Genomic DNA, 22,708 nt, shown 5'->3' with positions numbered 1-22,708 from the left:
AGTCGGGGAGGATCAGTATCGGTTTGCGATCGGCAGTTCCTGGGCTGGAAAGAGCGATATCACCTCGCAACCCGTGTCCGTGACAACCACTTCTTCCTCGATCCGCGCAGCGGAATAGCCGTCCGTCGCCGGGCAATAGGTTTCCAGCGCGAACACCATACCCGTTTTGATTTCCATCGGGTTTTCGAGACTGATCGCGCGGCTGATGATCGGACGCTCGTGAAGTGCCAAACCTAGACCGTGGCCAAACTGGAGCCCAAAGGCTGACAGCTCATCGGGGAAGCCAAATTCCTCTGCCTTGGGCCAAAGTTTCGCAACCTGATCCGTAGTGACACCGGGCTTGATTGCGGCAATGGACACATCAATCCATTCGCGCGCTTTGGTATAGGCATCCACCTGCGATGGCGTAGACATTCCTATGTTAAACGTTCGGTAGTAGCAGGTCCGATACCCCTGATAGCTTTGCAGAATGTCAAAGAAGGCCTGATCGCCGGGGCGGAACATGCGGTCTGTGAAATTGTGTGGGTGCGGGTTGCACCGCTCCCCCGAAACGGCATTGATTGCCTCGACATCGTCCGAGCCCCACTCATAGAGCAGTTTGTTGGACATCGCGACGATCTCGTTCTCGCGCACGCCTGGCTTTAGCTCCTCATAAATCATGTGGTAAACACCATCGACCATGCTGGCGGCTTGAGTCAGAAGCTGGATTTCGTCCCAGTTCTTGATCTCGCGCGCCGAAAGCATGATCTGCTGCCCGTCAACCACGTTCAGACCTGCCTCTTTGAGCGCATGAAACATAGCGGTTTCGGCGTAGTCCACACCCACGGGCATGTCGATCATTCCTGCATCGCGGATCAGCCCCGCGATCTCTTCGGCATAGCGTTTCATCAGCCCAAAGCTTGGCGGGATTGTTCCACGCATCCCGACGACCCCGGCGCGACAGTGATCGGGTACCAGCCAGTCCGAGTATTTCTGGTGGTGCACAGCGGCGGAACCAAAATCCCAGACATAGGGGCTGTCATCGCCGGTCAGTAGACAAAAGCGACACATCTTGTCACGCTCCCATTCGCCGATTTTTGTGGCGGAGACGTAACGAATATTGTTCACGTCAAACAGCAGCAGCGTACCGCAATCGGACGCCTTGAGCGCCTCGCGCGTCCGGCTCAGACGATACCTGCGCAGACGGTCGTGATCGATCCGGCGTTCAAAATCTACCGAAGAATGGCCAAAGGCTGGTAGCTTGCCCTCCCATCGCCAGTTTGGTTCGAGATCAACGGGTTGAAGAACATTCGGGGTAAGAGCTCTGGACAATTTTTCTTCCTCTATTGCTCGCAATCCGCTCTTTTGAGGGCTGCGTTTTGGGTCTGTGGGTTCAGGTCAGTTCGACCCAGTCGCCGCCGGATTTTCGGACGGTGTGTCCAATGGAATTGATCTGCGCCATCGTCTGCTCGACAAAGCAGCCAAGCTGGGCAGATTTGACCAACTCCTGGATCTCGGCTTCGGACGATGGGCTGTCGATGTCTATGAACAACTCGAACCCGACGGGGGCGCCTATATAGGGGACATGGACACCCTTATGTGCTTCCCATTTCGCCTTGAGCTGCACATCCAGAGCGTCGATCTGAATGCGTTTCTTCTTGGCGAAGGCTTTGATTTGAACCATCAAGCAGCCCGCAAACCCAGTTAGGAAAAATTCAAGGGGTGTAGGCGCGGTGCCTTCGCCGCCTTGAAAGGTCCCTTCGTCAATCGCAAGATGATTGACCGATTTGAAAGGCTCGAACGCTTCGATTCGCATTTCGGCCCGCATCTTCCCAACAGCCTTTGCCTGAACATCAAAGATGACCTCGAACATGGGCGTGTCGCTGGCTTTTTCGGTCATGTCGTATGTGGTTCCAACGGAGTGGGTCATGTGCAATCCTCACGGCTTCAGGGAATTGGATGTGGCTTTGCTCAGAACGGACCAGTCTTCCGCTTCCAAGCCCTGCGCGAGTGCCATCAGCAGCCCGTTGCGCACCGAAGATGCGATCGGCATCGGCATATTCACCTCTTCGCCCGCAGCCACGGCTAGGTTGACGTCTTTCAATCCCAGCGGGACCGGGAAGTTTGCGGGCTGATAGGTGTCCTCCGCGATCATGGCCCCGTAAATCTTGAAGATCGGCGCTCCGAACAACCCGTTGGAGATGAAGGCGTGGAAGGCGGTCTTGTCGACGCCCCAACGCTCGACCATGTTGTAGGCTTCGGCCATGACCCCGATGCTGTCCGCAATCATGCAGTTCACCGCCAGTTTCACCACAACGGCAGCGACCTGATCCGCCCCGAAGTCGAGGGTTTTCTGACCGATTGCATCGAAGACTGGCGCGCAGGTGGCCCGCGCCTCCGAGGGTCCTGCAGAAATCACGAACAAGTTGCCCGCAGCCGCCAGATCCCCGCGCCCGTTCACTGGCGCCGAGACCAAAACCTGACCAGCCTCTGCATGTGCGGCTTCAAGTTTGCGGGCCATTTGCACGCTGACCGTAGAGGATGACAAATGAATTGCGCCGGGCTTCATTGCATCGACAAGCCCGCCATCAAAACAGATCGCAGAGATTGCCTTGTCGTCCGATACCATTGTGACCACGACATCGCAGTCACCTAGGTCCGCGATCGTCGCCGCGAACGTGGCCCCTTTATCAACCAAGGCTTTCGCCTTTGCCTCAGTTCGGTTGTAAACTGTCAGGCTCAGGCCCGCTTCGAGGATATTGGCAGCCATACCGCCGCCCATCGTCCCCAAGCCGATAAATCCGATTTTCATTTCCATTCCTTTCGCACAGGCAGTTAAGTGACCTGGCCTTCCAAAGGCCAATTCGCGAACGTTTGCTCATACGTGTGAGAGAAAAGTTCGATGATGTTTCCAAACGGATCCTCGCAATAGACCAGCTTGCGATCCGTCCCCGGGATGAACTCAAAGACGGGGGTCCGCATCTTTCCGCCTGTGGCCACAATCCGCTGTGCCAGGCCCTCGATGTCGGGATCGGTGAAACAGATGTGGAAATAGCCGGGGTGTTCATAATCTTTGAGCCCATCATGGCTGCGCACAGACACTGGTTCGACGAATTGGAACAACTCAAGACCGATGCTGTTGCCTGTCACCAGATGCGCCTGAAGCGCTTCCTTGAATCGCGCATCGAAAATGTTGCCGGTTTCGGCGGTCGCAGCTGCCTGTGGCTTGAGGGTGCGCGGCCCCATAATTAGGCGAAAGCCCATCACTTCACCGTACCATTCGATTGCGCGATGGATGTCATCGACAACGATGCCGATGTGATTGAGTGCCTTTGGCGTGGTAGGAGCAGCAGTAACGGTCATGGAAAGGTTCCGAGTTTAGGAAGTTGCGGTCGCGAGTGGGTCCCACTCACGACGAAATCTGAAGGTCTCGAAGCCGGCGGGCAAAGGCGCCTGCGTCTCGATCCAACGCACAGGCTCGTCGCCGTAGCATTCAAACTGATGAAAGCAGCCAACCCCGGTCCAAACATAATCGCCCGGCCCGACGATGAACTCTTCCCCGTCCAGCGTTGCCTTCGCCTGACCTGACATGATGAAGTAGATCTCTTCGAGTGGGTGATCGTGGGTTGTGCCCGCACCGCCGGGCGCGAATTGTACCATGAACAACGCCTGATGTTCGGCCCCTAGCATACGGTCGACCAGCTCCTTCAGGCTGATCCCCCAAATTGAAGAAGAGCGTACGCCCACCGCAGAAATGCTCTCGCCATCGGCCTTCATGTTTTCATTGGGCAGGAAGCCAAGAAATTTGATTGTCGGATCTTCCAAGTCAACCACTGGTGCGTCTTTGCTGCGTGAACCGCTGCGAAAGAAGGTGTCGGTGAAGCTGTGATCCTCGGCCTTTGGCTGCGGGGCGCACATCTCGAGGATTTCGCATTCTCCGTCACCGGGATTGTGCAACGTATAGGGAACCGCCTTGTGGATCACTCCGTAGTGGCCTTCTTTCAGGCGGTGTGCGCGTCCGTGAAACTCAAGCACGACCTCGCCCTTCAAAATGTAGAAGCCCTTTTCAAACGCGTGGAATACAGGGTCGTGCCCCCCCGCCGGCGCGATCCGCACCAGGCCGACTCCCGTCAGAACACAGGCCGGGTTGGTTTCTGCACCGATCAAGGCATTGCAGACATACCCTTCAGACCGCCCGTGGTAAGCGGCAGGAGTGCAAAAATCCGCGCCGTTCACCCGGCCCACAAAATACTTTTTCATGATTTCGCCCTCCCAGAGAAATAACTTGTGCAATCGATTGCACATCTATCTAGTACGGTCAATATGCATTTTTGGTGAAGGGTCCTAACACATGAAATTTGCTATATTTTCTCTGGTTGGAGTAGCGATCGGTGTTGTCGTGGCATGGCAGCCGATCATTAACGCCGACCTCGCGCGACGTTTGGGGAGCGCCATTTCCAGTTCTGTTGTCTCGGCGATTCTAACAGGGTCGATCTTGTTGTGCTTTGCGTTGGTATCGGGAACGCTGCGGCTTGGCGGCTTGGCGGATGTTCCCAAGTGGAGTTTCTTAGGAGGAGTGATCGGCGCGATTTTCGTCCTCGGTTCTGTCGTGACTGTGGCAAAGATCGGTGGCGCGGCGTATATCGTAGTTTTTCTTTGCGGCATGACGCTTGGCGCAGCCCTCGCAGACCATTTCGGGCTGTTCGGCACAGAGATGCGCATGCTGACGCTGAACCGCGTTGCCGGACTGATTTTGGTGGTGGCTGGTGTGGTGGTGTTCAACCTGCCTGTTGTGGCCAATGCAGGCCGGTAGCATCGGATATGGATCACTGCCTGCGACGTAGCCAATCAAGACTTGCGTGCGTGGAGGCGCCGCTGGGAAAGTACTCGGCGCCGACCCAGCCGGTGTAGCCGCTGTTTTCGACCACGTTGAACAGGTGGTCGAAGTTCAATTCCCCGGTACCAGGCTCATGCCGGCCAGGATTATCGCCAAACTGAACATGGTCGATCAGGTCAAGGCTGTCGGAAAAGCACCGCGTGACGTCACCTTCGTTGATCTGCGAATGAAAGAAGTCGAACACAGCGCCGAGGTTGGGGTGATCCACGGCGGCGATGTAGGCGCGCACGTCAGCCATAGTCTCAAGGAAGTATCCGGGAAAATCGACAACGTTGTTCGGCTCGATCAAAAGTTTGGTGTCATAGCTCGCGCACAGCTCCGCTCCGCGCTTGAGGTTGTCTATGTAACACGCCCGTTGGTCCGCAAACGCGATGTTAGGCCGCTTCAGACCTGAAAGCGTCAGCACCTTACGGCATCCAACATCGCGCGCGTAACGGGCCCCTTTCTGGATATGCTTCAGAAAGATGTCCCCTTCGCCTGGATTAGGCGCATGGCCCCGGTGTTTGCCGGGTATAAGATCGCCCGCTGGAGTGTTAAATTCCACAATCGGCAGGCCCGCCGCTGCCGCTGCGCGTGCAGTTTTCTCGGCGGTCACGTCGTATGGGAAGGTCATCTCGATCCCCTCGAACCCGTCGTCCGCAGCGGCCTTAAACCGATCAAGAAAATCATATTCGAGGTAGAGAAAGTGGATGTTTGCCGCGAATCTAAGCGCCATGGACACGCCCCAGTTCAATAGGACGACCGGAGTGCGCAGAGCGTGTAATCGCTTCGAGGATCTCCACGTTGTGGGCTTTCTCCACATCCGTGAAACGGTAGTCAGCGCGGTTTTCCACTGCGGCGGCCCAAGCTTCAAAGTTGGCCAGAACCGTGTTTATCGCCTCGTATTCAAACACATCCCGGGTACCGTCATCCTTGCGCACCACAACTGTCGCAGGGTCATCGACGTCAACATTCGAAATTTCGGTCAACTCAGCCCAAGCCTTGTCTCCGAACACGGTGAACCGCCCATAAAACGGCGTGCTGGACAGGCAGGTCATCGTCGCGGTTACCCCGCTCTCAAAGGTCAGCAGGACACTGACGACATCGACCGCAGGTTCCTGAAAGGAACGGCTTGCAGTTTGTGCCCAAACGGTTCGCACCGGTCCCGCCAGAGAGATGAACATATCAGTGAGGTGGATACCCAATGCTGTCATCGCTCCAGCGGGACTATCAGCCTTGTTAAGCCGCCAATTGGTTCCGGTGAACTTTTTGAAGTTGTCGTGGCTGAAGTTCGCTTCCATCGCAAGCAGCGTTCCGATAGTCCCGTCTTGCAACAGTCGCGCGATGTGCTCCATCGCGGGCTCATAGCGTCTCTCATGGCCAACGCCGAGAACAACCCCCTTTTCATGACACAGCGCCAGCATCCGATCGACGCTTTCCTTCTTCAGCGCCAAAGGTTTCTCACAAAAGACCTGTTTGCCTGCGTTCACACATGCCAGAACCTGCTGCTCGTGCAGTGAATGGGGTGTCGCAAGGATAACACCATCCACGTCAGGGTGCGCCAGAACGGCCTCAAGACTGTTAAGTAGGACGAGATCATGCGCTAGCGCAAAAGGTGCAACGGCCTCCAGATCCATATCAACCCCATGGGTCACATCAAGATGCGGGCTCGGTTCAAGGCATGTCACGATCTGCTTGCCCCACCACCCAAGACCAATAACGGCTACTTTCATGGCATCACTCCTTACTAAGGCCTAGCCGACACGGCGGTTGAAGGCGGTGATATCCAATTGACGCCAGATACCTTTTTTGTTCAGCGGGTCGTTGTTGGCGAAATCCTCCGCCGTAGCCCGGTCCGGAGCCTCTACGATCAGCAACGAACCGATGATATCGGTGCCATTGTCCGCCAGCATCGGGCCTGAAATCGCGATCTCAATTGTTGTAGCAGCTTTGGCGTAAGCCCGATGCGCATCGATGTGCAAGGCGCGTGTGTTGATCATGTTTGGATGATCCAAAGCGTGGATAACGTAAAGCATTTGAGTGTCCTTGAGTTAAAGCGCGAAGAGTACGATTTGCGGAAACGCAATTAAAAGGCCTGTCACCAGCAACATCACGATGACGAAGGGGAATGTACCCACGAAGATATCGCCAACCGAGATATTGGTAGCCCTGTCCAGCGTCGAATGGACCACGAAGACCGCCATACCGAGGGGCGGTGTCAGTAACCCGACCTCAACGGCGATTACGGTCAGGATACCAAACCAAATGAGATCTGCTCCAAGCAGCGAAGCAATCGGAACGGCAAGGGGCAATAGGATAAGCATGATCGACACGGAATCGAGCAACATCCCCATCAACACGATAATCAGCAAATAGATCATCAAGAAGCTGAGTAGACCAAGATCTGCAGCGGCCACCCAATGGCCGATATCGTTGGGGATGCCAGTGAAGGTCAGCAAACGCCCGTAGACCGATGCCGCGATAACCATGAACAGAATGCTGACAGAGATATGGCCAGTCTCAACCATCACGCGCCAAAGGCTTTTGAAAGACAGCCGTCGCTTCAGAACTCCAATGAGAATGGCACCAAACGCACCAGCGGCTCCAGCTTCGGTTGGCGTGAAAACCCCGCCATATATCCCGCCCAGCACAACAAGTATCAACATGGCAATGGGAGTTATCATGAGCATAGCTGTTGCCGCAGTCATGTGCTCAGCCTCTGCAAGGGGCGCTTCTCGGTCAAAGATCGCCTTGGGTGTGAACCTGGCCATCAAATATATCGCCAGCGCAAAACACACCGCCATCAACAATCCCGGCGCAATGGCCCCAACAAACAGACTGCCGACAGAGACCTCGGCCAGCACAGCATAAACGATCAACAAGAGGGACGGTGGGATAAGCATTCCCAAGATCGACGATCCCGCGACCACACCAACAGAAAACCGCGTATTGTAGCCGTGGCGCATCATTTCGGGCGTGGCCACGCGAGTGAAAACTGCAGCAGACGCAATCGAAACACCTGTCACGGCAGCAAAGATCGCATTCGCCAATACGGTTGATATGCCCAGACCACCCTTGATTCGACCTACGAGCCATTGCGCGACGCTAAAGGTGTCTTTGCCAACGCCGGTCGCATTAACGACCAACCCCATCAAAACAAAGAGCGGGATGACACCAAAGATGTACTCCGTGATGGTGCCTGTCGACGAAAGCGCCAATGTGCTGATTGTCAGCTTCAGCCCTTTCAGCGAGTAAATCCCCAGCAGCGAAATCGCGATCAATGAGATCGCAACGGGCATACCCGCATAAATTAGAAGGATGATACCAAAAATCGAGGTGACAGCCACCTGTAGTTGGGACGGATCAGACGCGATAAGCGCGATGCAGGCCAAAAAGAAGATGCCGAGCGCTGCGATCAGCGTGTAGTCCGCAACGCCAAGCGGTCCCACCGCCGGCACATCGCGGCCGTTCGCATCTTCGGAAGCGCGCGACTTCAGAAAAACCACCGCCTTGAACAGGTACTCAATCGTGGCAAGCATGGCTCCAAAGACGACAACACCGTAAACGGGCCAAAGGGGCACGGTAAACACGGCAGGATTACCAAAAAATGTCCCGCGATCCCATGCTTTCAGGAAGACAGGAAGCGTCCCGTTCACGATCAAGACGAACACGACGAAGCCGATAGTCGCAAAGAAAAGGTTGTAGACGCGCCACGCCATCGGCGCGGCGCGTCTTTGATAATCCAACAAGAGCGTCGTTTGTGTCACGCGTCCCACGAAAAGTGTATTGGACAACTGGAGGAAGACAATCGCAACGATCGAGTACGAGACTATTTCAGGTACACCCACCAAAGGTGCGTTGAACAAGAAACGTCCCGAAACATCCGTTAGGATCAGGGCCATCAGAAAGAAGGTCCAAAGGGTCCCGATGTTATTGATCCCTTGAGTGAACGCACCGTAGTAGCGATGAGCTCTGTTCACTTTGCAGCTTGAAGAAGATGCTACAAATACGCCGAGGCGCGCTTTGCCTGAAGGCTTTTCACCCATAAGCGTATCTCCCATTGATAGACTGTTTGCGATTTCTCTGGTTAACGGCGAACGCTAAACTCTCAGAGGTTCTCGTCCCAGTTCACAAGCGGAGTCTGCCCAGCAGCACGAACACCGGACATATAGGCGCTCAGCACCTTTGAGGCGATGTCGCCACCTTGTTCGAGGTAGAGTTGCGGAAGATGGGACATGGCTTCAGCCCACCGCAGTTTTTCCGCATCTGCCATCTCCGTCACGATGCCGCCCTCGGCAATAGTCTTGGACATGTAATCCTCGAGAACGCTCTCAACTTTGGTTGAGTTATAAAGGCTGTATTCCTCACCAAGGCGGCGAAAGACGTCTTGCTCGACCTCGGTCATGGCGTTCCAACGATCAAGGTTAATGGTTGCGCCCCCGATGACTTGTGCGCCCAGGCCGACCAAGGTGAGGTTTGGTGCAACTTCATGGAACCGGTTCGGATAGCCCGCCGACAGAATGATCACTGCGCCATCCGCAACACCCGTTTGCATTTGTTGGTAGAAGGTTCCCGTGCTGCCTTCGACCCATGTGGCACCGGCGGCTTGAATCCATGAGCCCACGGCTCCACCGCCGAGGAGTTTGAGACCTTGCAGATCGTCCAGCGTTTCAATCGGCTCGACAGAATAGATGTGATAGGTTTCGACCCCTGCTGCACCAAGGAATACTTGGTTGAAATCTTCCCAAGCGGCCTGCATCTCAGGAATCTCTCGGTGGATATCGTTCACAACCGACAACGACACGCCCAAATCCTGACTTGCGAACGGCGTACTGAATGTCATTTGCATCAGGGGCATGTTGGAGACTTCCCAGATCGTGCCGACCCAGCCAACATCCGCAATACCGCTTTCAACAGACTCCAGGGTGTCCTGGAATTTGTAGAGGGTACCTGAGTAGGCTTCTGTCCAGTCGATGCGCAACTCCGAGCCCGCTTCCTCAAGGTACGTGTTGGCATTTGCAACAAACGAGTTGGGCAGCGCTCCAACCCAAGGCAGCACCGGTGCCAAAGGCGACCCAATCGTGAAATCCAGCGTTTCTGCGGTTGCGGTAAATGGCATCGTGCATAGGGCGATAGCAGCCACACGGCTTGTAAGTCGTTTCATGAATAATCCTCCCAAGACTACTTCTATTTTTTGGTTGGCTGCGATCATTCCTCCAGCGTCGCATCATGTGCAATCGATTGCACAGCCACATTAACCTGTCAACATACAGAATTGGTTCAATCCATAAGCTCTTAATTTGAAAGTCTATTTTCTACTGAAAGCCGGATTCACAGAGCTTAAATCACGCGGAGTGAGTCGCGGGAAACAACGTGACAAGGTACCGTCTGGATATTTTTCTGTGGGCATTTACCTTCGATTTCTGACAGCAAAGCGCGACCGGCAAGATCACCAATCCGCTGGAAATCAACCGCCACAGTTGTCAGTCCAGGGGCTACGAATTCGGTAAAAGCAACGTTGTTGAACCCGGTGATGGACACATCTTCCGGGCAGGAAACTCCCAATTCTCGGCAGGCTCGCATCGCGCCCATCGCTACAACATCGTTCACGCAAATGATTGCAGTGGGCGGTGTCGCCAATGACAACAGTTCCATCGTTGCAGCATATCCTGCCTCCATCCGGGGTTGGTCTGTGATCTTCAGAAACTCAGGCGGCAAATCGATCCCTGATCGGTGCAGGCTTGATCGAACCCCGATCAAACGGTTGTGCCCCGCGGACGAAGTTTGCGGGCCAGCAATGCAGGCAACGCGCTGATGGCCACACTCGATGACATGTTGGGTCATCTGCTCCATCCCCGAAACACAGTCGTTCACCACCGAAGTGACGCTGCCATCGCGCGGATACCGCACCATCGATACAGTCGGAATCTTGGCCGCAAGGCACTTCTCCACAAGCGGATCGTCAAGCACAGTTGTCGCCAGTACAATGCCGTCAACCGCACGCGCAATCATGCGATCCACGAGACCACTTGCACGGTCGGCCGAGAACCCGCCATTGCCAAGCATCACCATGAGCCCAGTGTCCAGCACGGCATCTTCAAGTCCCTTGATCAGAGGTGGATAAATCGGGTCGTTAACATCATGAACAACCACACCAATCGTTCGGGTCGACCCCGTCCGCATACTGGCGGCGACAGCGTTCGGGCGATAACCGATGTCATTCGCAATCTTGGTCACGCGGGCCACGATTTCGTCAGAAATTCTGGATCGTTTTGTTGGATCCAGCGCGCGGGAAACAGTCGACGGGTGCACGTTGGCTAGTCGGGCAACATCCGATATCTTAGGTGGCATAAGCTTGTCACTTTCGCGTTGCTCGTAACCTGCGCACCGAATAGCGCATTTCCGTAACCATGCCAAATCTTGCCCGTTGTTGGCAGCCTGTTTGCGCACATCGGTCAGCCTAAATGACCGAGTCGACACGGTAGACAGAACCGCGTCAGCGCCGCACCTGTTGCGTCTGCCCGCACAGGCACAGAGTGCGCATATAAGCGGTTCATTGAGATGGAACAAGAACATCTGACCGCTTACTATTCAGCCGAAATAGTTCGCATGTTCCGTTCTCCGAAACATAAAAGATCCGACAGTATTGCCCTTTTCAGCGTCAACAATGTGATCCGTAGTGCAGGCAGGGGAGGCCAACGCCGACGCGGCGCCGGCCAAACACTCAGTCACTGCAGTCCGTGAGTAGTGATCCCCTGATCCGGGGCCGCTACCGGGAAGAGCAGGATGGGATGATCCAATGCGAGGGCTTCAATAACCGGATGACCTGTCGAGGTGTCTCGATTGACCAGCGCCCAGTCCGACCGCTCGGGAAGAACGACCATCAGGTGAGGGCCCATGTAATACCAATCATCGCTGTCGAGCGGCCCGGTAATGAAAGGACTGTCCTGAGTGAACGCCGAACCGCCTTGCAACATGTATGACAACCCAGCGCTGGTTATCTCTGCGGTGCGCCCGGTCGCATTGGCCAGCATCCATTCAAGAAAAACAGGATCATGGCACATCGGGTCATTCGAGGGTGTCTGCGGCCGGTCCGGAAAACATGTCCAACTTCCATCACCCTCCTGCAAAACGACGAAATTGCCAGACTCGTCTTGAGCCCAATCCCAGACGCGCGCACCCGGCGCCATGAATTCTGGCATGGCGCTTAGGGCGTTCTGTCGTTTTTCCACATTCGACCAATCGACCGAGTATGGGGTGTCAAAGAAGGCAGGATGCCTGCCGTCCGACCAGCCAGGTCCCGATGCGCTGAGGAACGAGATTGCGGCCAATACGAAGGTTGTTTTGCTTTGCATATGTTGAGTCCTTTCATTGATGTACAGACAAGGAGCTATCCTTCGGTCTGACGCGCGGCGCAGACCGGTTTTTGCGATGGGAACGATGTTCAGTGAGCGGGCGTGGTGGTATTGGTCAATCAGAGTGGCCCGATTGTCATCCCACACCCATGGCGCCCACCAGATGGGCTCGCTGTAATGCTTCTCTACGCTGCTTTCAGGGCGTCTTCACGCGACGTCATGAGATCCTTTGTGCGGCGCAAAGCCAGGCCAACCGGATCGAGTTGAAGTTGGAACGGCGACTGCGACACTGCCGTTGCTATGGGCGCCAACTGGGCGAGATGGTCTTGCGTGAAAGCATTTTCTTCCCGGCTCCAAAGGTTGAGCACAGTGGGGTACCCGCCGAATGAGACCGGAAGCTTGATGTTCGAACGGACGGCTACGGCGTAGAATGCCAGGTCGGGATAATCGAACCAATCATTTGCCGCCGCGAGATAAGGTCGACCAGACGCGATTACATCAAACGTTCGGCTGACCTCTCTGTCGGCATAGAGGCCGGCGCCGCCGAGCAGCGGCTCAAGCTCCTTTATCTGTGCGACGCGAGGGAGGTAGGCGGTGTATTGATCAACGCGGAGGGCCGCGCATATCCGATCGACCGGCAGATCTTCTCTAAGCCGATCAAGAAAGTTCGCCCACAGTGCGGCGCTGCTCGCCGCATATCTGGCGCTCTCAACCAGTTTGTCGATCTTCACAATTGCTCTCCTTATTGTTGCTGGTTTACTTCGTGCGATCCGATCTCAGGCGTTGAGAATACCGCCATCGACCAACACGTCGGCTCCAGCCACATACGACGCAGCCGGAGACGCAAGAAACGCGATGACCTCGGCCACCTCTTCTGGCGTTCCGTACCGCCCCAGGGGGCTGTTCGTCACTCGTTCCTGACGCACGCTCGCAATTACGTCGTCGGGCAGGCCGGTTTTCGACCAGGCAGGCGTATCGATCGGACCGGGTGAAACGGTATTCACGCGCACACCCCGTTCGGCAAAGGGTTTGACCATCGCTGCCGACATGAGAGTGACTGCACTCTTGCTGGCGCCATAGGCCGCAACCGCCTCACCAGCCTTGCGTGCGACGATAGACGAAATCAGAATAATCGAACCACCGGAGTTCATGAGCGGCCTCAATTCCTGCAATTGCATGAACGGTCCGCGAACATTGATCGCCATCAGCTCATCAAATTTGCTCGCGTCCCAGTTTCCAAGCGGTTGAAATGGCGTGACACCTGCATTCGCGACGAAAATATCGAGTGAGCCAAAGAGCGACTTCGCTTCGGCGGCTAGGTTCTTGCAGTCCTCAGATGAACCGGCATCTGATTGAAGAGTTAAGAGACCGGGAATGCGATTGCCGACCTCATCCAGTTTATTCTGATCGCGGCCAGTTATCAAAACACGGGCTCCCCGCGAAACCATTAGGCGCGCTGTCTCCAGACCTATTCCAGAGGACCCACCGGTCAGGACGGCGGTCTTGCCTTCAAGCGAAAGTGCATCAAACGACATGTAATTTCTCCTCTGCGCATTTTGTTCTTCACGCATATTGTTGTATATACCCACATTAGGGCAAAAGATGTATGGCCAACTTTTCCATTTAGGCTTCTATTTGGTCGAGTAAGCGCAGCAGATCATCAACTGAATCATCGAGCCGCGAGCGCATCTCTTTTTGTGCAGCGAACCAGAGCGGCTCCGCCTCCGCTAAAGCATCTTCTCCAGATTGGGTCAGTTCGACATTCATCGCCCGTTCGTCCGCGCCTTGATGGCGCGCAACCAGTCCGCGGCGTTCAAGCACCTTGATGTTGCGCCCGAGCGTCGATCTCTCCAGATCAAGATGATCAGCCAGTTCGGTAAGGCTTTCAAACTCGCGATCCCGGATCTGTTTCAAGAGGCGGTACATCGTGACTTTGAGGCCGGACGGGGCCAGAGCATCGTCATAAAGCTCGCTGCTGAAACGCGCAGCGCGCCGGAGGGATGTACAGATGCAATTTCCGTTTTCCATATTGTGGGTATATACCCGCGACTAGCCAATTGCAAGCAGAAACCCGCCAAAATTGCCTGGTTCGGCAGCATATCTTGGACCAGTAAGCTGATGGAAAAGAGGGTGCCGCGCCGGCGCTTTAGCGTAGGACGGACAAAGCGGTCTCGGCAACCTGTTTGACGTATGAAAGGTCGCCGCTCGCCCTATACATCAGGGGAATAACTCGTGAAATGGACAGAAAGTAACGGGCCATTGAAACCACATCTGTGTTCGGGTCGAGATCGCCAGACGCCAACGCTATCGTGAAGCGTGATTTCAGGGCGTCTTCGAATTCCTCCATCATCTCACGCACGGTGTCGTCGAGGTCGCTGGAAAGAGCACCAAGATCAGCGCAGGAATTTGTCACTAGACAGCCGACGGGTTTGTCCTGCTGCGACAGGCCCTCAATCTGTTTGAACAGCATGTTTCTCAAAGCAACGCGAATGTCGGGGTGCTTGAGCTCGGCCAGAAGAGGGTAGCCCAGTTTGACACGATGCAGCCGAATGGCTGCATCGTAGAGTGCGTTCTTATTCCCGTAAGCATTGTATAGGCTCGTGCGCGGCAGGCCCGTCGCCTTTTCCAGGTCGCCCAGAGACGTACCCGCGTAGCCCTTCTCGCGAAAGACTTCCATGATCGTTGTGAGAGCTTCTTCGGTGTCGAAGGTCTTTACGCCAACCATTTCTTCTGTCCGATCTAATTTGCTTTCTCAGGCGCCGGCACAGCCAGAGCGGAGGTGTCGCGTGCACGTATTTTGTACTGATATATACAGAATGCAGAGAATACCACGGTGCCGATGATATCAGTTGCCACTCCGGGCAGCAAAAATGCACCAGATGCACAGAGCATGATGACACGCTCAAATAGTCGTAGCGAGTTGATCAGCCAACCTGTGAAACCTGCGGCTAGGGCGACGACGCCAATCAAAGCCGTAGCGGTCGACAAAACAATCTCTGACGGCTCACCGATTAAAAGAAGCGCCGGATAAAGCGCGAAGAGGAACGGCACCAGATATGCTGTTGCTGCAAGTTTCAGCGCTATCCTCGACGTCTCTCCAAGGCGCGCCCCGGAAATTGCGCTCGCAGCGAGCGACGCCATCGCCACCGGAGGTGTAATGTTCGAAAGTACGGCAAAGTAGAGCACGAACAAATGCGCAGCTGCCGGTTCGACGCCCAGTTTTACGACAGCCGGCACGAGTAACGACACCTGAATGACGTAGGCAGGGGTCGTTGGCATACCCATGCCAAGAACGATGCCAGCCAGCATGGTAAGGATTAGCGCGAGCATGAGGCTGCTGCCGGCCGCCGAAATCACCAGGCTCGCAAACTCGATCCCCAATCCGGTCAGCGTGACAACACCGATCACGATCCCCGCACAAGCACAGGCCAGCGCGACAGGCACGACAGCCTTCGCCGAAGCCGCAAGCGCTTCGATCAAGGATAATGGATTAAAGACTTGCCGCGTGTGTGCACGCAGCCATGTCGCAGGCACGACCGCGAGAATGCCACTCAGCGCAGCGAGACCAGCCGAGTAGCCGGAGCCAAGCACGAAGATCAAAAGCACGAGAGGCAGTGCGAGGTGTCCTTCGCGGCGCAAAACCTTGCCGAACTGCGGCAGATCGGCACGTGGCAACCCGGACAGCCCGTTGCGTTTGGCTTCAAAGTGTAGAGCAGCAAAAAGCGCAAGAAAATATAGCAGTGCTGGGACTGCAGCGTATGCGGCCACCTGCAGGTAGCTAACCCCGAGAAACTCCGCCATCACAAACGCGGTGGCGCCCATGATAGGTGGCATGAACTGCCCGCCGGTCGACGCAACCGCCTCAACGGCACCCGAAAAAGCTGGCCGATATCCGGTACGCTTCATCAGCGGGATCGTGAAGGCGCCAGTGGTCATGACGTTCGCTACGGCGGATCCGGAAACCGACCCAAAAAACGCGCTTGTCACGCACGCAACTTTTGCGGGCCCGCCAGAGGTATGCCCCACAAGGGCAAGGCTTGCATCCATGAACAGTCGACCAGCACCTGACCGCTCGACCATGACACCAAAGATGATGAACAGGCTGACATAGGTGGCCGACACACCCATCGGAATTCCGAAAATACCATCGGTCGTGAGGTAGAGCTGCTCCATTAAAGCGCCGTATTCGATGTCCCCAATCGCGAGAGCATAAGCGATGAACGTGGCTGCCGTCAGGGCGAGCGGCAGGCCAACTCTGCGCCGCGTGGCCTCGAGTATAACGAGAACAAGAGCGCTGCCGAGCACAAGCTGTACCGATGTGAGAGGATCGATGTACGCAATGCGCTGAAAAATATGGTCCGCAGCGAGTACGATGTATGCGGTCGCGCAAAGACCGAAGACAGTCAAGCTGAGCGACAAAAATCGGTCGGGAAGCCTGCCCATCCGGACATCTGGAAGAAACGCAAGTGCTATGGCAAAGGCCAGATGCTCCGATCTGAACACAAGAGGGGCTGGTCCACCAAAGGCCGCGACCGACATATGTACGATCGCCATAGCGACCCCGATTGCGGTGACAAGGGACACAAGCCCCTTGTCGAGAGGAGAACACCGCATCTTTTACTGCGCCTCGGCCCAGTATTTGGCCGCGGCCGGGTGAAGCGGAACGCCCACATCCCTTGAGAACTCCACCGGCCCGAGGCCGCGCATCCCAGCATTGACCGAAACGAGGTCCTCGACTCCTTCGTGGAGCGCGTTGGCCAATGCCGCGACGATATCGTTTTCGAGAGAGCAACGGACGATGATTTGCGTTGCGAATTCGATCGCTGGGACGTCGGTATCGTGACCTGGATATGTGCCAGCGGGAATGACACCTTCGATGTATCCTGCATTGATTTCACGCATCCGCGCCATAATGTCACCTGTCATGGGCAGCAGCGACACTGAGCGCGAAGAGGCCAGATCCATAACAGCGGCAGTCGGCACACTCGTGCCCACGATGAAAAGGTCCGCGTTGCCGTCTTTCATCAATGAAACTGAATCCGTGAACGACGTGAAACTGGTTCCATTCAGATCGTCATAGTCAAGGCCAAGCACGCCTAGCAATTGCCGGTTGATCCCTTCGGTCGTGGAGCCGCGCTTGGACGTCGTCAGCGATGCGTTTCCGACATCACCGAGGTCACCAATCCCGCTGCCCGAGATCGTCACCAGCTGGTAGAAACTTGGAAACAGTGTGGCGAGATGACAGACGTCCTGTGTCGCCTCTGGAAAGGGATCAGCCCCCGCCATACCGTCAACAGTCGACACGTTGAACGTGATCCCGATGTCGGCTTTGCCCTGATCGATTGCGATCACGTTGCTCACGCCTCCCCCGGGCAGAACCTGCAGGCGGAGCTCAGGGTTCCGCTCCTCCACCACGGCTTTCAGCGCGCCACCCAAGGGGTACCATTGCCCCCCCTGTGATCCCGTGACTACCTTCAGTGTCTCCGCGGAAACAGTTGCTGCTCCGGCGAGCAGCCCAATACACAGCACATACCCTATAAATTTTGACATATTGTCCTCCCTTGATTGACGTAAAAAGTGGTATTGTTAGCCTGCTTTCGCAGTGATCATGACGTCTTGCGCACCCAGCCCCTCGACCTCGGTGCGCACTCTTTGACCTGCCCGCAAATACACCGGAGGCGTGTGGCCCATGCCCACACCGGCCGGCGTACCCGTGGCGATCAGGTCGCCCGGTTCAAGCGCCATGTAACGGCTGGCTTCTGCGATGATCGTGGCAACATCGAAGATCATCTTTCGTGTCGAGCCAGACTGTCTTTGCGAGCCGTCAACCTGAAGACTAAGGGATAGGCTCTGGGGATCACCAACTTCGTCTGGTGTGACCAGCCAAGGCCCCACGGGCGCAGCTCCGGGGAAGGACTTGCCCTTAACCCATTGACCAGTTCCCTCGAGCTGCCAGTCACGAGCCGAAAGATCATTTACGGTGCAATAGCCAGCGACGTGCGCCAATGCGTCCGCACGAGCGATGTTCGATCCGCCCGTGCCAATGACAACGCCCAGCTCCACCTCCCAATCCAGCTTCAATGTGCCGGCTGGCATCGGCACTGGGTCGAAGGGTCCGGTGATTGCGTTAGATGCCTTCATAAACATTACCGGCTCAGCAGGCGCGCTCATCCCAGCTTCTGCGGCGTGGTCGGAATAGTTCAGACCAATGCACAACAACGTTCCAGGCCGAGGAATGCACGCCCCAATACGGACGCCATCCTCCACGGTCGGCAAGGTATCCAATTTCGTAGTCCGAATGGCCGCAAACCAGTCGCTGGTGAATGGCGCGATACCATCCAGCTCGGAGACTTCCGATAGGTCCGCGATCCGCGAATCATCGATAATCCCAAATGTCTCCTGACCCAATTTTCCCCAGCGAACGATTTTCATGAGGTGCCTCCCTGACTTCCAAAGATTTCGACTTGACGTATTGTTGTACTGATCGATACAAGATGATTCAAACGCTGACAAGGAGGTTTTTCAGTGGCGGACGGTTCATCCGATTTCAAAAGAGGCTTACAACTTCGCCGGAAACTTCTGGGATCTGAATGGGTCGACGGAGCGATGGAACGTGCGTCCAGCCACCCATTGGGACCTGACTTTCAGGAGATGGTCACAGAACATCTTTTTGGGCGTGTGTGGGCGCGCGAGGGCGCTCCGCTGAAAAGCAGGATCATAGTTGCCATCGCAATCCTAGCCTACCGCGGTCAATCGAGGGAACTCGCCAACTACATGAGCGTCGCGTTGGACAACGGCATGGATATCGCTGAGCTCCGCGAAGTATTATTGCAGATTACTGCATATGGCGGTTTCCCTGCAGGCCAGGGTGCCTTCAGTGTCGCGCTGGACGTCATCGACGCAAGGACAACGACGTGACCTTGGAAACCGCCGGGGTCACGGTCAGCTCGGTGCGCCTGAGAGAAGTTCTGGTACCGTTTCGACGCCCGCTCGCAACGCGGGCCGGTTTTTTTGAAAGGGCACCTATTCTGCTTGTAGACCTTCACACGAATGAAGGCGTCGTCGGGCGGGTCCCGGCCTTTGGCTTCCACGAGCAAGGGCCGCATCTCATAGGAGCCGCCATTGGCGCGCTGGCCCAAGACCTCATTGGAAGACACATCTCTCCGGGAGATCTTCCTCAGATCACTGAAGACTTGCTGAACAGGTTTCAGCTGCTTGGGCGGCAGGGGATCGTGCGCTTTGCGCAATCGATCCTGGATATGGTGCTTCACGATGCAATGGCACGGTCGGCAGACATGCCACTCTACGCTGCCCTCGGTGCTCAACCCAAATCAATCCGTGCCTACAACAGCAACGGGTTGGGTTTGGCTTCTCTCGACGAATTGGCGCGTGAGGCTGGTGAACTGATCGACGAGGGCGGATTTACCCACATCAAATGCCGCGGGGGAAGGGAAAGCGGGCGAGACGATGTCGATGCTGTGCGAACCATCCGCCGCGCGATCCCGCAGAACGTCAGTGTGTCGATCGATTTCAACCAGCACCTGACGCCTTCAAATGCCAAGGAGCGCGTGCTGGCGCTCGACGATCTCGATTTGCTGTGGATCGAGGAACCCGTACCGTCGGACGACACGGCACTGTCGGCCGAGCTTGTCGACAGCCTCTCGACGCCCATCATGATGGGCGAAAATTACTACGGCTTTGACAGCGTGAAGCGCGCCTCCGACGCACGAGCATTTTCCCAACTCATGCCCGATGTGTTGCGCATTGGAGGCGTATCAGGATGGATGCACACCGCTCAGTTTTCCGCCGAGCGCGGCATCGAAGTTTCAAGTCATCTATCTCCAGAATTCTCAGTTCATTTGCTGTCCGCGACCCCGACGGCAGGTTGGCTGGAATACGTGGACTGGGGTAGCGACCTAATCCGGGACCCGTTGACCGTCACCTCCGGGTTCGCCGTACCACCCGATCGCCCCGGTTCCGGCATCGAATGGAACGAGGACGAGGTTGTGCGCTTCCTGAAATCGGACCGCACCGTTGAATGAAATCGGATACTATTGATCACACCAAGGGAGTTTCATCGTGAACAAACGACAATTCTTGATGGCGTCGGCCGCTGCAACACTGGCCACCCCATTTGTGCAGACTGCCTGGGCACAGCAGGACGCCTCGGTTGGACCGTCCGGTCCGACGGCCAGCCCGTTCGACGTCACTGGACGCATCCGGGGTTACCGCGTCGACTCGGTGCGCAACCATTCCATAAACACCTACTTTATCGGAGGGTCGGAGGGCACGGTGGCCATCGACACACTCTGGCGCATCCCTGAGGCCGAAGAGGCTCTGAATGCGTTTCCTGCTTTGACCGGTCGTGCGACCTCCGAAATCTCAGCGATCCTCATAACACACATGCATTCAGACCATTACGGCGGTCTTGAGACCTATCGTGCAGCGGCTTCGGGCGCTCCGGCCTTTTCGACTGATGTGGTGCGCCGTGTGATCCAGAACGACGAACACGGCTTTTACGCCAACCGGATTGAAGACTTCGGATCGGATATCCCCTCCGAGATACCTGTACCGGAGGTCGGCCTCGAACATGCACAAACCTTCGAAAGCGGTGGAGTCGAACTCGACGTCTCGGTTCTGCGGGCCAACGAGGCGCTCGAAACGGCCCTTCTATATGCGCCCGAAGAGCGCGTGCTATTTTCGGCAGATCTGGTTAACAACAAGACAACTCCGGTCTTCTATCAAGGTGAACTCGACAGCTGGCTTAATCAGTTGAAGAAGTTGCGGAGTCTGTTCCCGGATGCACAGGTGATCGCCCCCGGCCACGGGCCTGCAGGCGACTTCGACACTCTCGTCGCGGATCAGATCGCCTACCTCGAAACTTTCCGCAGCCTTGTCGAGGCCGAATTGGAGGTAGGAGATGGCGCAATTCTGGAAGACGGCGTTTCCCGTATCAAATCAACTATCGTCGACGCGTTCCCGGACTGGCGCACATCCGCTGGCGTTCCAAGCCGCGATCGCTTGATTGAGCTGAACATCGGCTGGACGCTTCAGGGATGGCGCTTATCCGGCCAGAGCAGCAGCAATCCTCGGCAGTTTCGCGAGAATTGATGACAAACGCGCAGGCGTGGCCGTGAGCCGCTCCTACCCTCCGAGCGCATTTGTCCATTGCTCTGGGACGTATGCGAAACGACCGTTGCGTACAAAGATCCTGCCGATGGACGGGAACGGAAAATGGGTCCCAATGACACGCGCACAGCTTGTTTGTGCGCGGCGAAGTAGGTCTCGGCGCGTGGCTTCGGCCCGCGGTCCGTCAGCATCAAAAACCACATGCCATCCCGGATTGGGGACAAACAGTGCCGGATAAGTGATCGCATCCCCCACAACGATCAATATCTCGCCCTCGCTTTCCAGCACGACGGACATGTGACCGGGTGTGTGACCGGGGCTTGCGGATGCCCGTATGCCTGGCGCGAGGATTTCCCCATCCGCAAACAACCTCAGTGCGTCACCATAGGCTGAAAGCTTTGCCCGCGCAGCGGCGGCGAAATCCTGCATCGTCGCTGGCAAGGCACTTACAGCCTGATCGTTGTGAATGAACGCGTATTCGACCTCCGGAAACAGAACGACCGCATTTGGAAAGGTGGGCCTGCCATCGGCATCCGCGATACCACCAACGTGATCGGGATGAAAATGCGTGAGTACGACCAATTCCACCGCGTTGGGGTCAAGGCCCGCGGCAGCCATGGCGCGGGCGCCGTCGTCAATGCTAGGTGCCAGAAGATCACCTGTACCCGCGTCGATCAAGATGTGGCGACCGTCGATTTCCACGGCGGTGAAAGTGTAGGGATTGTTGAAATGGGTGGTGGGAAGAAACGCCTCCTCAAGGGACGTTTGCAGATCTTCAAGGGAGGCGTTGCGGATGTAATCTTCTGTCACTTCGCGACGGATTTCCCCATCGTATAGCGTGGTGACAGTCATATTCCCGACCTGTGTCCGATACACACCTGGGACTTGTAGGGTCGTTGCTGGCATACTCTGTGCAATGGTTGGAGTTGGATGAACCAGTGCCGCGGCAGCGCTTCCGCTCAGTAAGCCGAATGCAGTCCGTCGTGTCATTGTCTTCGGTGACATATTGTTGCTTCTCTTTCCGGATTGTATTGCCATACATTCAAACTACATTTAAGTACGTATTAGTACGAAATGGCTACGGATGGTAATATGTCAAGACCCGCTTCCGCGCTCCAAACCGTGGGGTTCAGAAAATGACCAAGCAATGGCCATATTCCGGGACGAACAGAAATTTGCGCAGAACAGGATTTGATCTGTAAATTCGAAACAACGGGATGCTTTTTCGATACCGGCTTCTGTTGGTCCTCCATCTTTGCGACGGACGGAAAGGCCGTCCGGGATTCACCATTCAACGTGCAAGTGTTTAGTCGCACGTCTGACGTTTGGGTGGTTGGTCGGATGCTCAAGGCAGAGCTATATGATCCGG

At 55.9% G+C, this 22,708-nt stretch carries 24 protein-coding genes; 4 read left to right on the top strand and 20 right to left on the bottom strand.

Going from position 1 to position 22,708, the window contains the following annotated elements:
• Nucleotides 1-12: 12 nt before the first annotated feature.
• The 5 genes from KX928_RS01085 to KX928_RS01065 all read right to left on the bottom strand — a co-directional run bounded on the left by KX928_RS01085 (nucleotide 13) and on the right by KX928_RS01065 (nucleotide 4,239).
• A complete protein-coding gene (locus tag KX928_RS01085) occupies nucleotides 13-1,311 on the bottom strand; it encodes a M24 family metallopeptidase (RefSeq protein ID WP_219497969.1) in 1,299 nt (432 codons plus the stop codon).
• Nucleotides 1,312-1,372: 61 nt separating this feature from the next.
• Entirely contained in the window at nucleotides 1,373-1,909 is a 537-nt protein-coding gene (locus tag KX928_RS01080) for an OsmC family protein (RefSeq protein WP_219497967.1), read from the bottom strand.
• 9 nt (nucleotides 1,910-1,918) lie between these two features.
• Nucleotides 1,919-2,791 (bottom strand): NAD(P)-dependent oxidoreductase, encoded by an 873-nt coding sequence (locus KX928_RS01075; protein WP_219497965.1) that lies wholly within the window; start codon nucleotides 2,789-2,791, stop codon nucleotides 1,919-1,921.
• Nucleotides 2,792-2,814: 23 nt separating this feature from the next.
• A complete protein-coding gene (locus KX928_RS01070) occupies nucleotides 2,815-3,342 on the bottom strand; it encodes a VOC family protein (protein WP_219497962.1) in 528 nt (175 codons plus the stop codon).
• Between the two features lie 15 nt (nucleotides 3,343-3,357).
• Nucleotides 3,358-4,239, bottom strand: a complete 882-nt coding sequence (locus KX928_RS01065) for a cupin domain-containing protein (protein ID WP_219497960.1) — start codon at nucleotides 4,237-4,239, stop codon at nucleotides 3,358-3,360.
• A gap of 91 nt (nucleotides 4,240-4,330) precedes the next feature.
• On the opposite strand from KX928_RS01065, the gene KX928_RS01060 reads away from it, so the two are divergent.
• Complete coding sequence (locus KX928_RS01060; RefSeq protein ID WP_219497958.1) at nucleotides 4,331-4,792, top strand: DMT family transporter; 462 nt, start codon at nucleotides 4,331-4,333, stop codon at nucleotides 4,790-4,792.
• A gap of 13 nt (nucleotides 4,793-4,805) precedes the next feature.
• Here the strand turns inward: KX928_RS01060 and KX928_RS01055 are convergent, their stop codons facing one another.
• The 14 genes from KX928_RS01055 to KX928_RS00990 all read right to left on the bottom strand — a co-directional run bounded on the left by KX928_RS01055 (nucleotide 4,806) and on the right by KX928_RS00990 (nucleotide 18,642).
• Nucleotides 4,806-5,609 carry a hydroxypyruvate isomerase family protein gene (locus KX928_RS01055; RefSeq protein ID WP_219497956.1) on the bottom strand — a complete coding sequence of 268 codons (804 nt, stop codon included), beginning with the start codon at nucleotides 5,607-5,609 and terminating at the stop codon, nucleotides 4,806-4,808.
• Entirely contained in the window at nucleotides 5,581-6,588 is a 1,008-nt protein-coding gene (locus KX928_RS01050; RefSeq protein ID WP_219497954.1) for a Gfo/Idh/MocA family protein, read from the bottom strand. The genes KX928_RS01055 and KX928_RS01050 overlap by 29 nt, the downstream gene beginning before the upstream one ends.
• A 21-nt stretch (nucleotides 6,589-6,609) precedes the next feature.
• The gene (locus tag KX928_RS01045; RefSeq protein WP_219497952.1) at nucleotides 6,610-6,891 is read right to left on the bottom strand and encodes a YciI family protein; all 282 of its coding nucleotides are present in this window, start codon (nucleotides 6,889-6,891) and stop codon (nucleotides 6,610-6,612) included.
• 15 nt (nucleotides 6,892-6,906) lie between these two features.
• Nucleotides 6,907-8,916, bottom strand: coding sequence for a TRAP transporter large permease subunit (locus KX928_RS01040; protein ID WP_219497951.1), 2,010 nt, complete (start codon nucleotides 8,914-8,916; stop codon nucleotides 6,907-6,909).
• Between the two features lie 47 nt (nucleotides 8,917-8,963).
• The gene (gene dctP, locus KX928_RS01035; RefSeq protein ID WP_219497949.1) at nucleotides 8,964-10,019 is read right to left on the bottom strand and encodes a TRAP transporter substrate-binding protein DctP; all 1,056 of its coding nucleotides are present in this window, start codon (nucleotides 10,017-10,019) and stop codon (nucleotides 8,964-8,966) included.
• Nucleotides 10,020-10,195: 176 nt separating this feature from the next.
• The gene (locus KX928_RS01030; protein ID WP_219497947.1) at nucleotides 10,196-11,305 is read right to left on the bottom strand and encodes a LacI family DNA-binding transcriptional regulator; all 1,110 of its coding nucleotides are present in this window, start codon (nucleotides 11,303-11,305) and stop codon (nucleotides 10,196-10,198) included.
• Between the two features lie 278 nt (nucleotides 11,306-11,583).
• Nucleotides 11,584-12,357, bottom strand: a complete 774-nt coding sequence (locus KX928_RS01025) for a hypothetical protein (protein ID WP_219497944.1) — start codon at nucleotides 12,355-12,357, stop codon at nucleotides 11,584-11,586.
• Nucleotides 12,358-12,395: 38 nt separating this feature from the next.
• Nucleotides 12,396-12,941 (bottom strand): hypothetical protein, encoded by a 546-nt coding sequence (locus tag KX928_RS01020; protein WP_219497942.1) that lies wholly within the window; start codon nucleotides 12,939-12,941, stop codon nucleotides 12,396-12,398.
• 45 nt (nucleotides 12,942-12,986) lie between these two features.
• Entirely contained in the window at nucleotides 12,987-13,745 is a 759-nt protein-coding gene (locus KX928_RS01015) for an SDR family NAD(P)-dependent oxidoreductase (protein ID WP_219497940.1), read from the bottom strand.
• A gap of 88 nt (nucleotides 13,746-13,833) precedes the next feature.
• Nucleotides 13,834-14,238, bottom strand: coding sequence for a MarR family winged helix-turn-helix transcriptional regulator (locus KX928_RS01010; protein ID WP_219497938.1), 405 nt, complete (start codon nucleotides 14,236-14,238; stop codon nucleotides 13,834-13,836).
• Between the two features lie 118 nt (nucleotides 14,239-14,356).
• A complete protein-coding gene (locus tag KX928_RS01005; RefSeq protein WP_219497935.1) occupies nucleotides 14,357-14,935 on the bottom strand; it encodes a TetR/AcrR family transcriptional regulator in 579 nt (192 codons plus the stop codon).
• Between the two features lie 14 nt (nucleotides 14,936-14,949).
• A complete protein-coding gene (locus KX928_RS01000; RefSeq protein ID WP_257883471.1) occupies nucleotides 14,950-16,824 on the bottom strand; it encodes a TRAP transporter permease in 1,875 nt (624 codons plus the stop codon).
• 3 nt (nucleotides 16,825-16,827) lie between these two features.
• Complete coding sequence (locus KX928_RS00995) at nucleotides 16,828-17,760, bottom strand: TAXI family TRAP transporter solute-binding subunit (RefSeq protein WP_219497931.1); 933 nt, start codon at nucleotides 17,758-17,760, stop codon at nucleotides 16,828-16,830.
• A gap of 36 nt (nucleotides 17,761-17,796) precedes the next feature.
• On the bottom strand, nucleotides 17,797-18,642 hold the full coding sequence (locus KX928_RS00990; RefSeq protein WP_219497929.1) for a fumarylacetoacetate hydrolase family protein: 846 nt from the start codon (nucleotides 18,640-18,642) through the stop codon (nucleotides 17,797-17,799).
• A gap of 93 nt (nucleotides 18,643-18,735) precedes the next feature.
• Between KX928_RS00990 and KX928_RS00985 the strand changes: the two genes are divergently transcribed.
• The 3 genes from KX928_RS00985 to KX928_RS00975 are packed head-to-tail and all read left to right on the top strand — an operon-like array spanning nucleotide 18,736 to nucleotide 21,321.
• A complete protein-coding gene (locus KX928_RS00985; RefSeq protein WP_219497927.1) occupies nucleotides 18,736-19,128 on the top strand; it encodes a carboxymuconolactone decarboxylase family protein in 393 nt (130 codons plus the stop codon).
• Nucleotides 19,129-19,130: 2 nt separating this feature from the next.
• On the top strand, nucleotides 19,131-20,252 hold the full coding sequence (locus KX928_RS00980; RefSeq protein WP_219497926.1) for an enolase C-terminal domain-like protein: 1,122 nt from the start codon (nucleotides 19,131-19,133) through the stop codon (nucleotides 20,250-20,252).
• Nucleotides 20,253-20,289: 37 nt separating this feature from the next.
• Complete coding sequence (locus tag KX928_RS00975; protein ID WP_219497923.1) at nucleotides 20,290-21,321, top strand: MBL fold metallo-hydrolase; 1,032 nt, start codon at nucleotides 20,290-20,292, stop codon at nucleotides 21,319-21,321.
• A gap of 33 nt (nucleotides 21,322-21,354) precedes the next feature.
• Here the strand turns inward: KX928_RS00975 and KX928_RS00970 are convergent, their stop codons facing one another.
• Nucleotides 21,355-22,191, bottom strand: a complete 837-nt coding sequence (locus KX928_RS00970; protein ID WP_219497921.1) for an MBL fold metallo-hydrolase — start codon at nucleotides 22,189-22,191, stop codon at nucleotides 21,355-21,357.
• Between the last annotated feature and the right edge of the window lie 517 nt (nucleotides 22,192-22,708).

Source organism: Roseobacter insulae (genome assembly GCF_019375555.1).
GTDB lineage: Bacteria > Pseudomonadota > Alphaproteobacteria > Rhodobacterales > Rhodobacteraceae > Roseobacter > Roseobacter insulae.
Note: the sequence above shows the minus strand (reverse complement) of the source record. Positions and strands in the feature narration are given on the sequence as shown.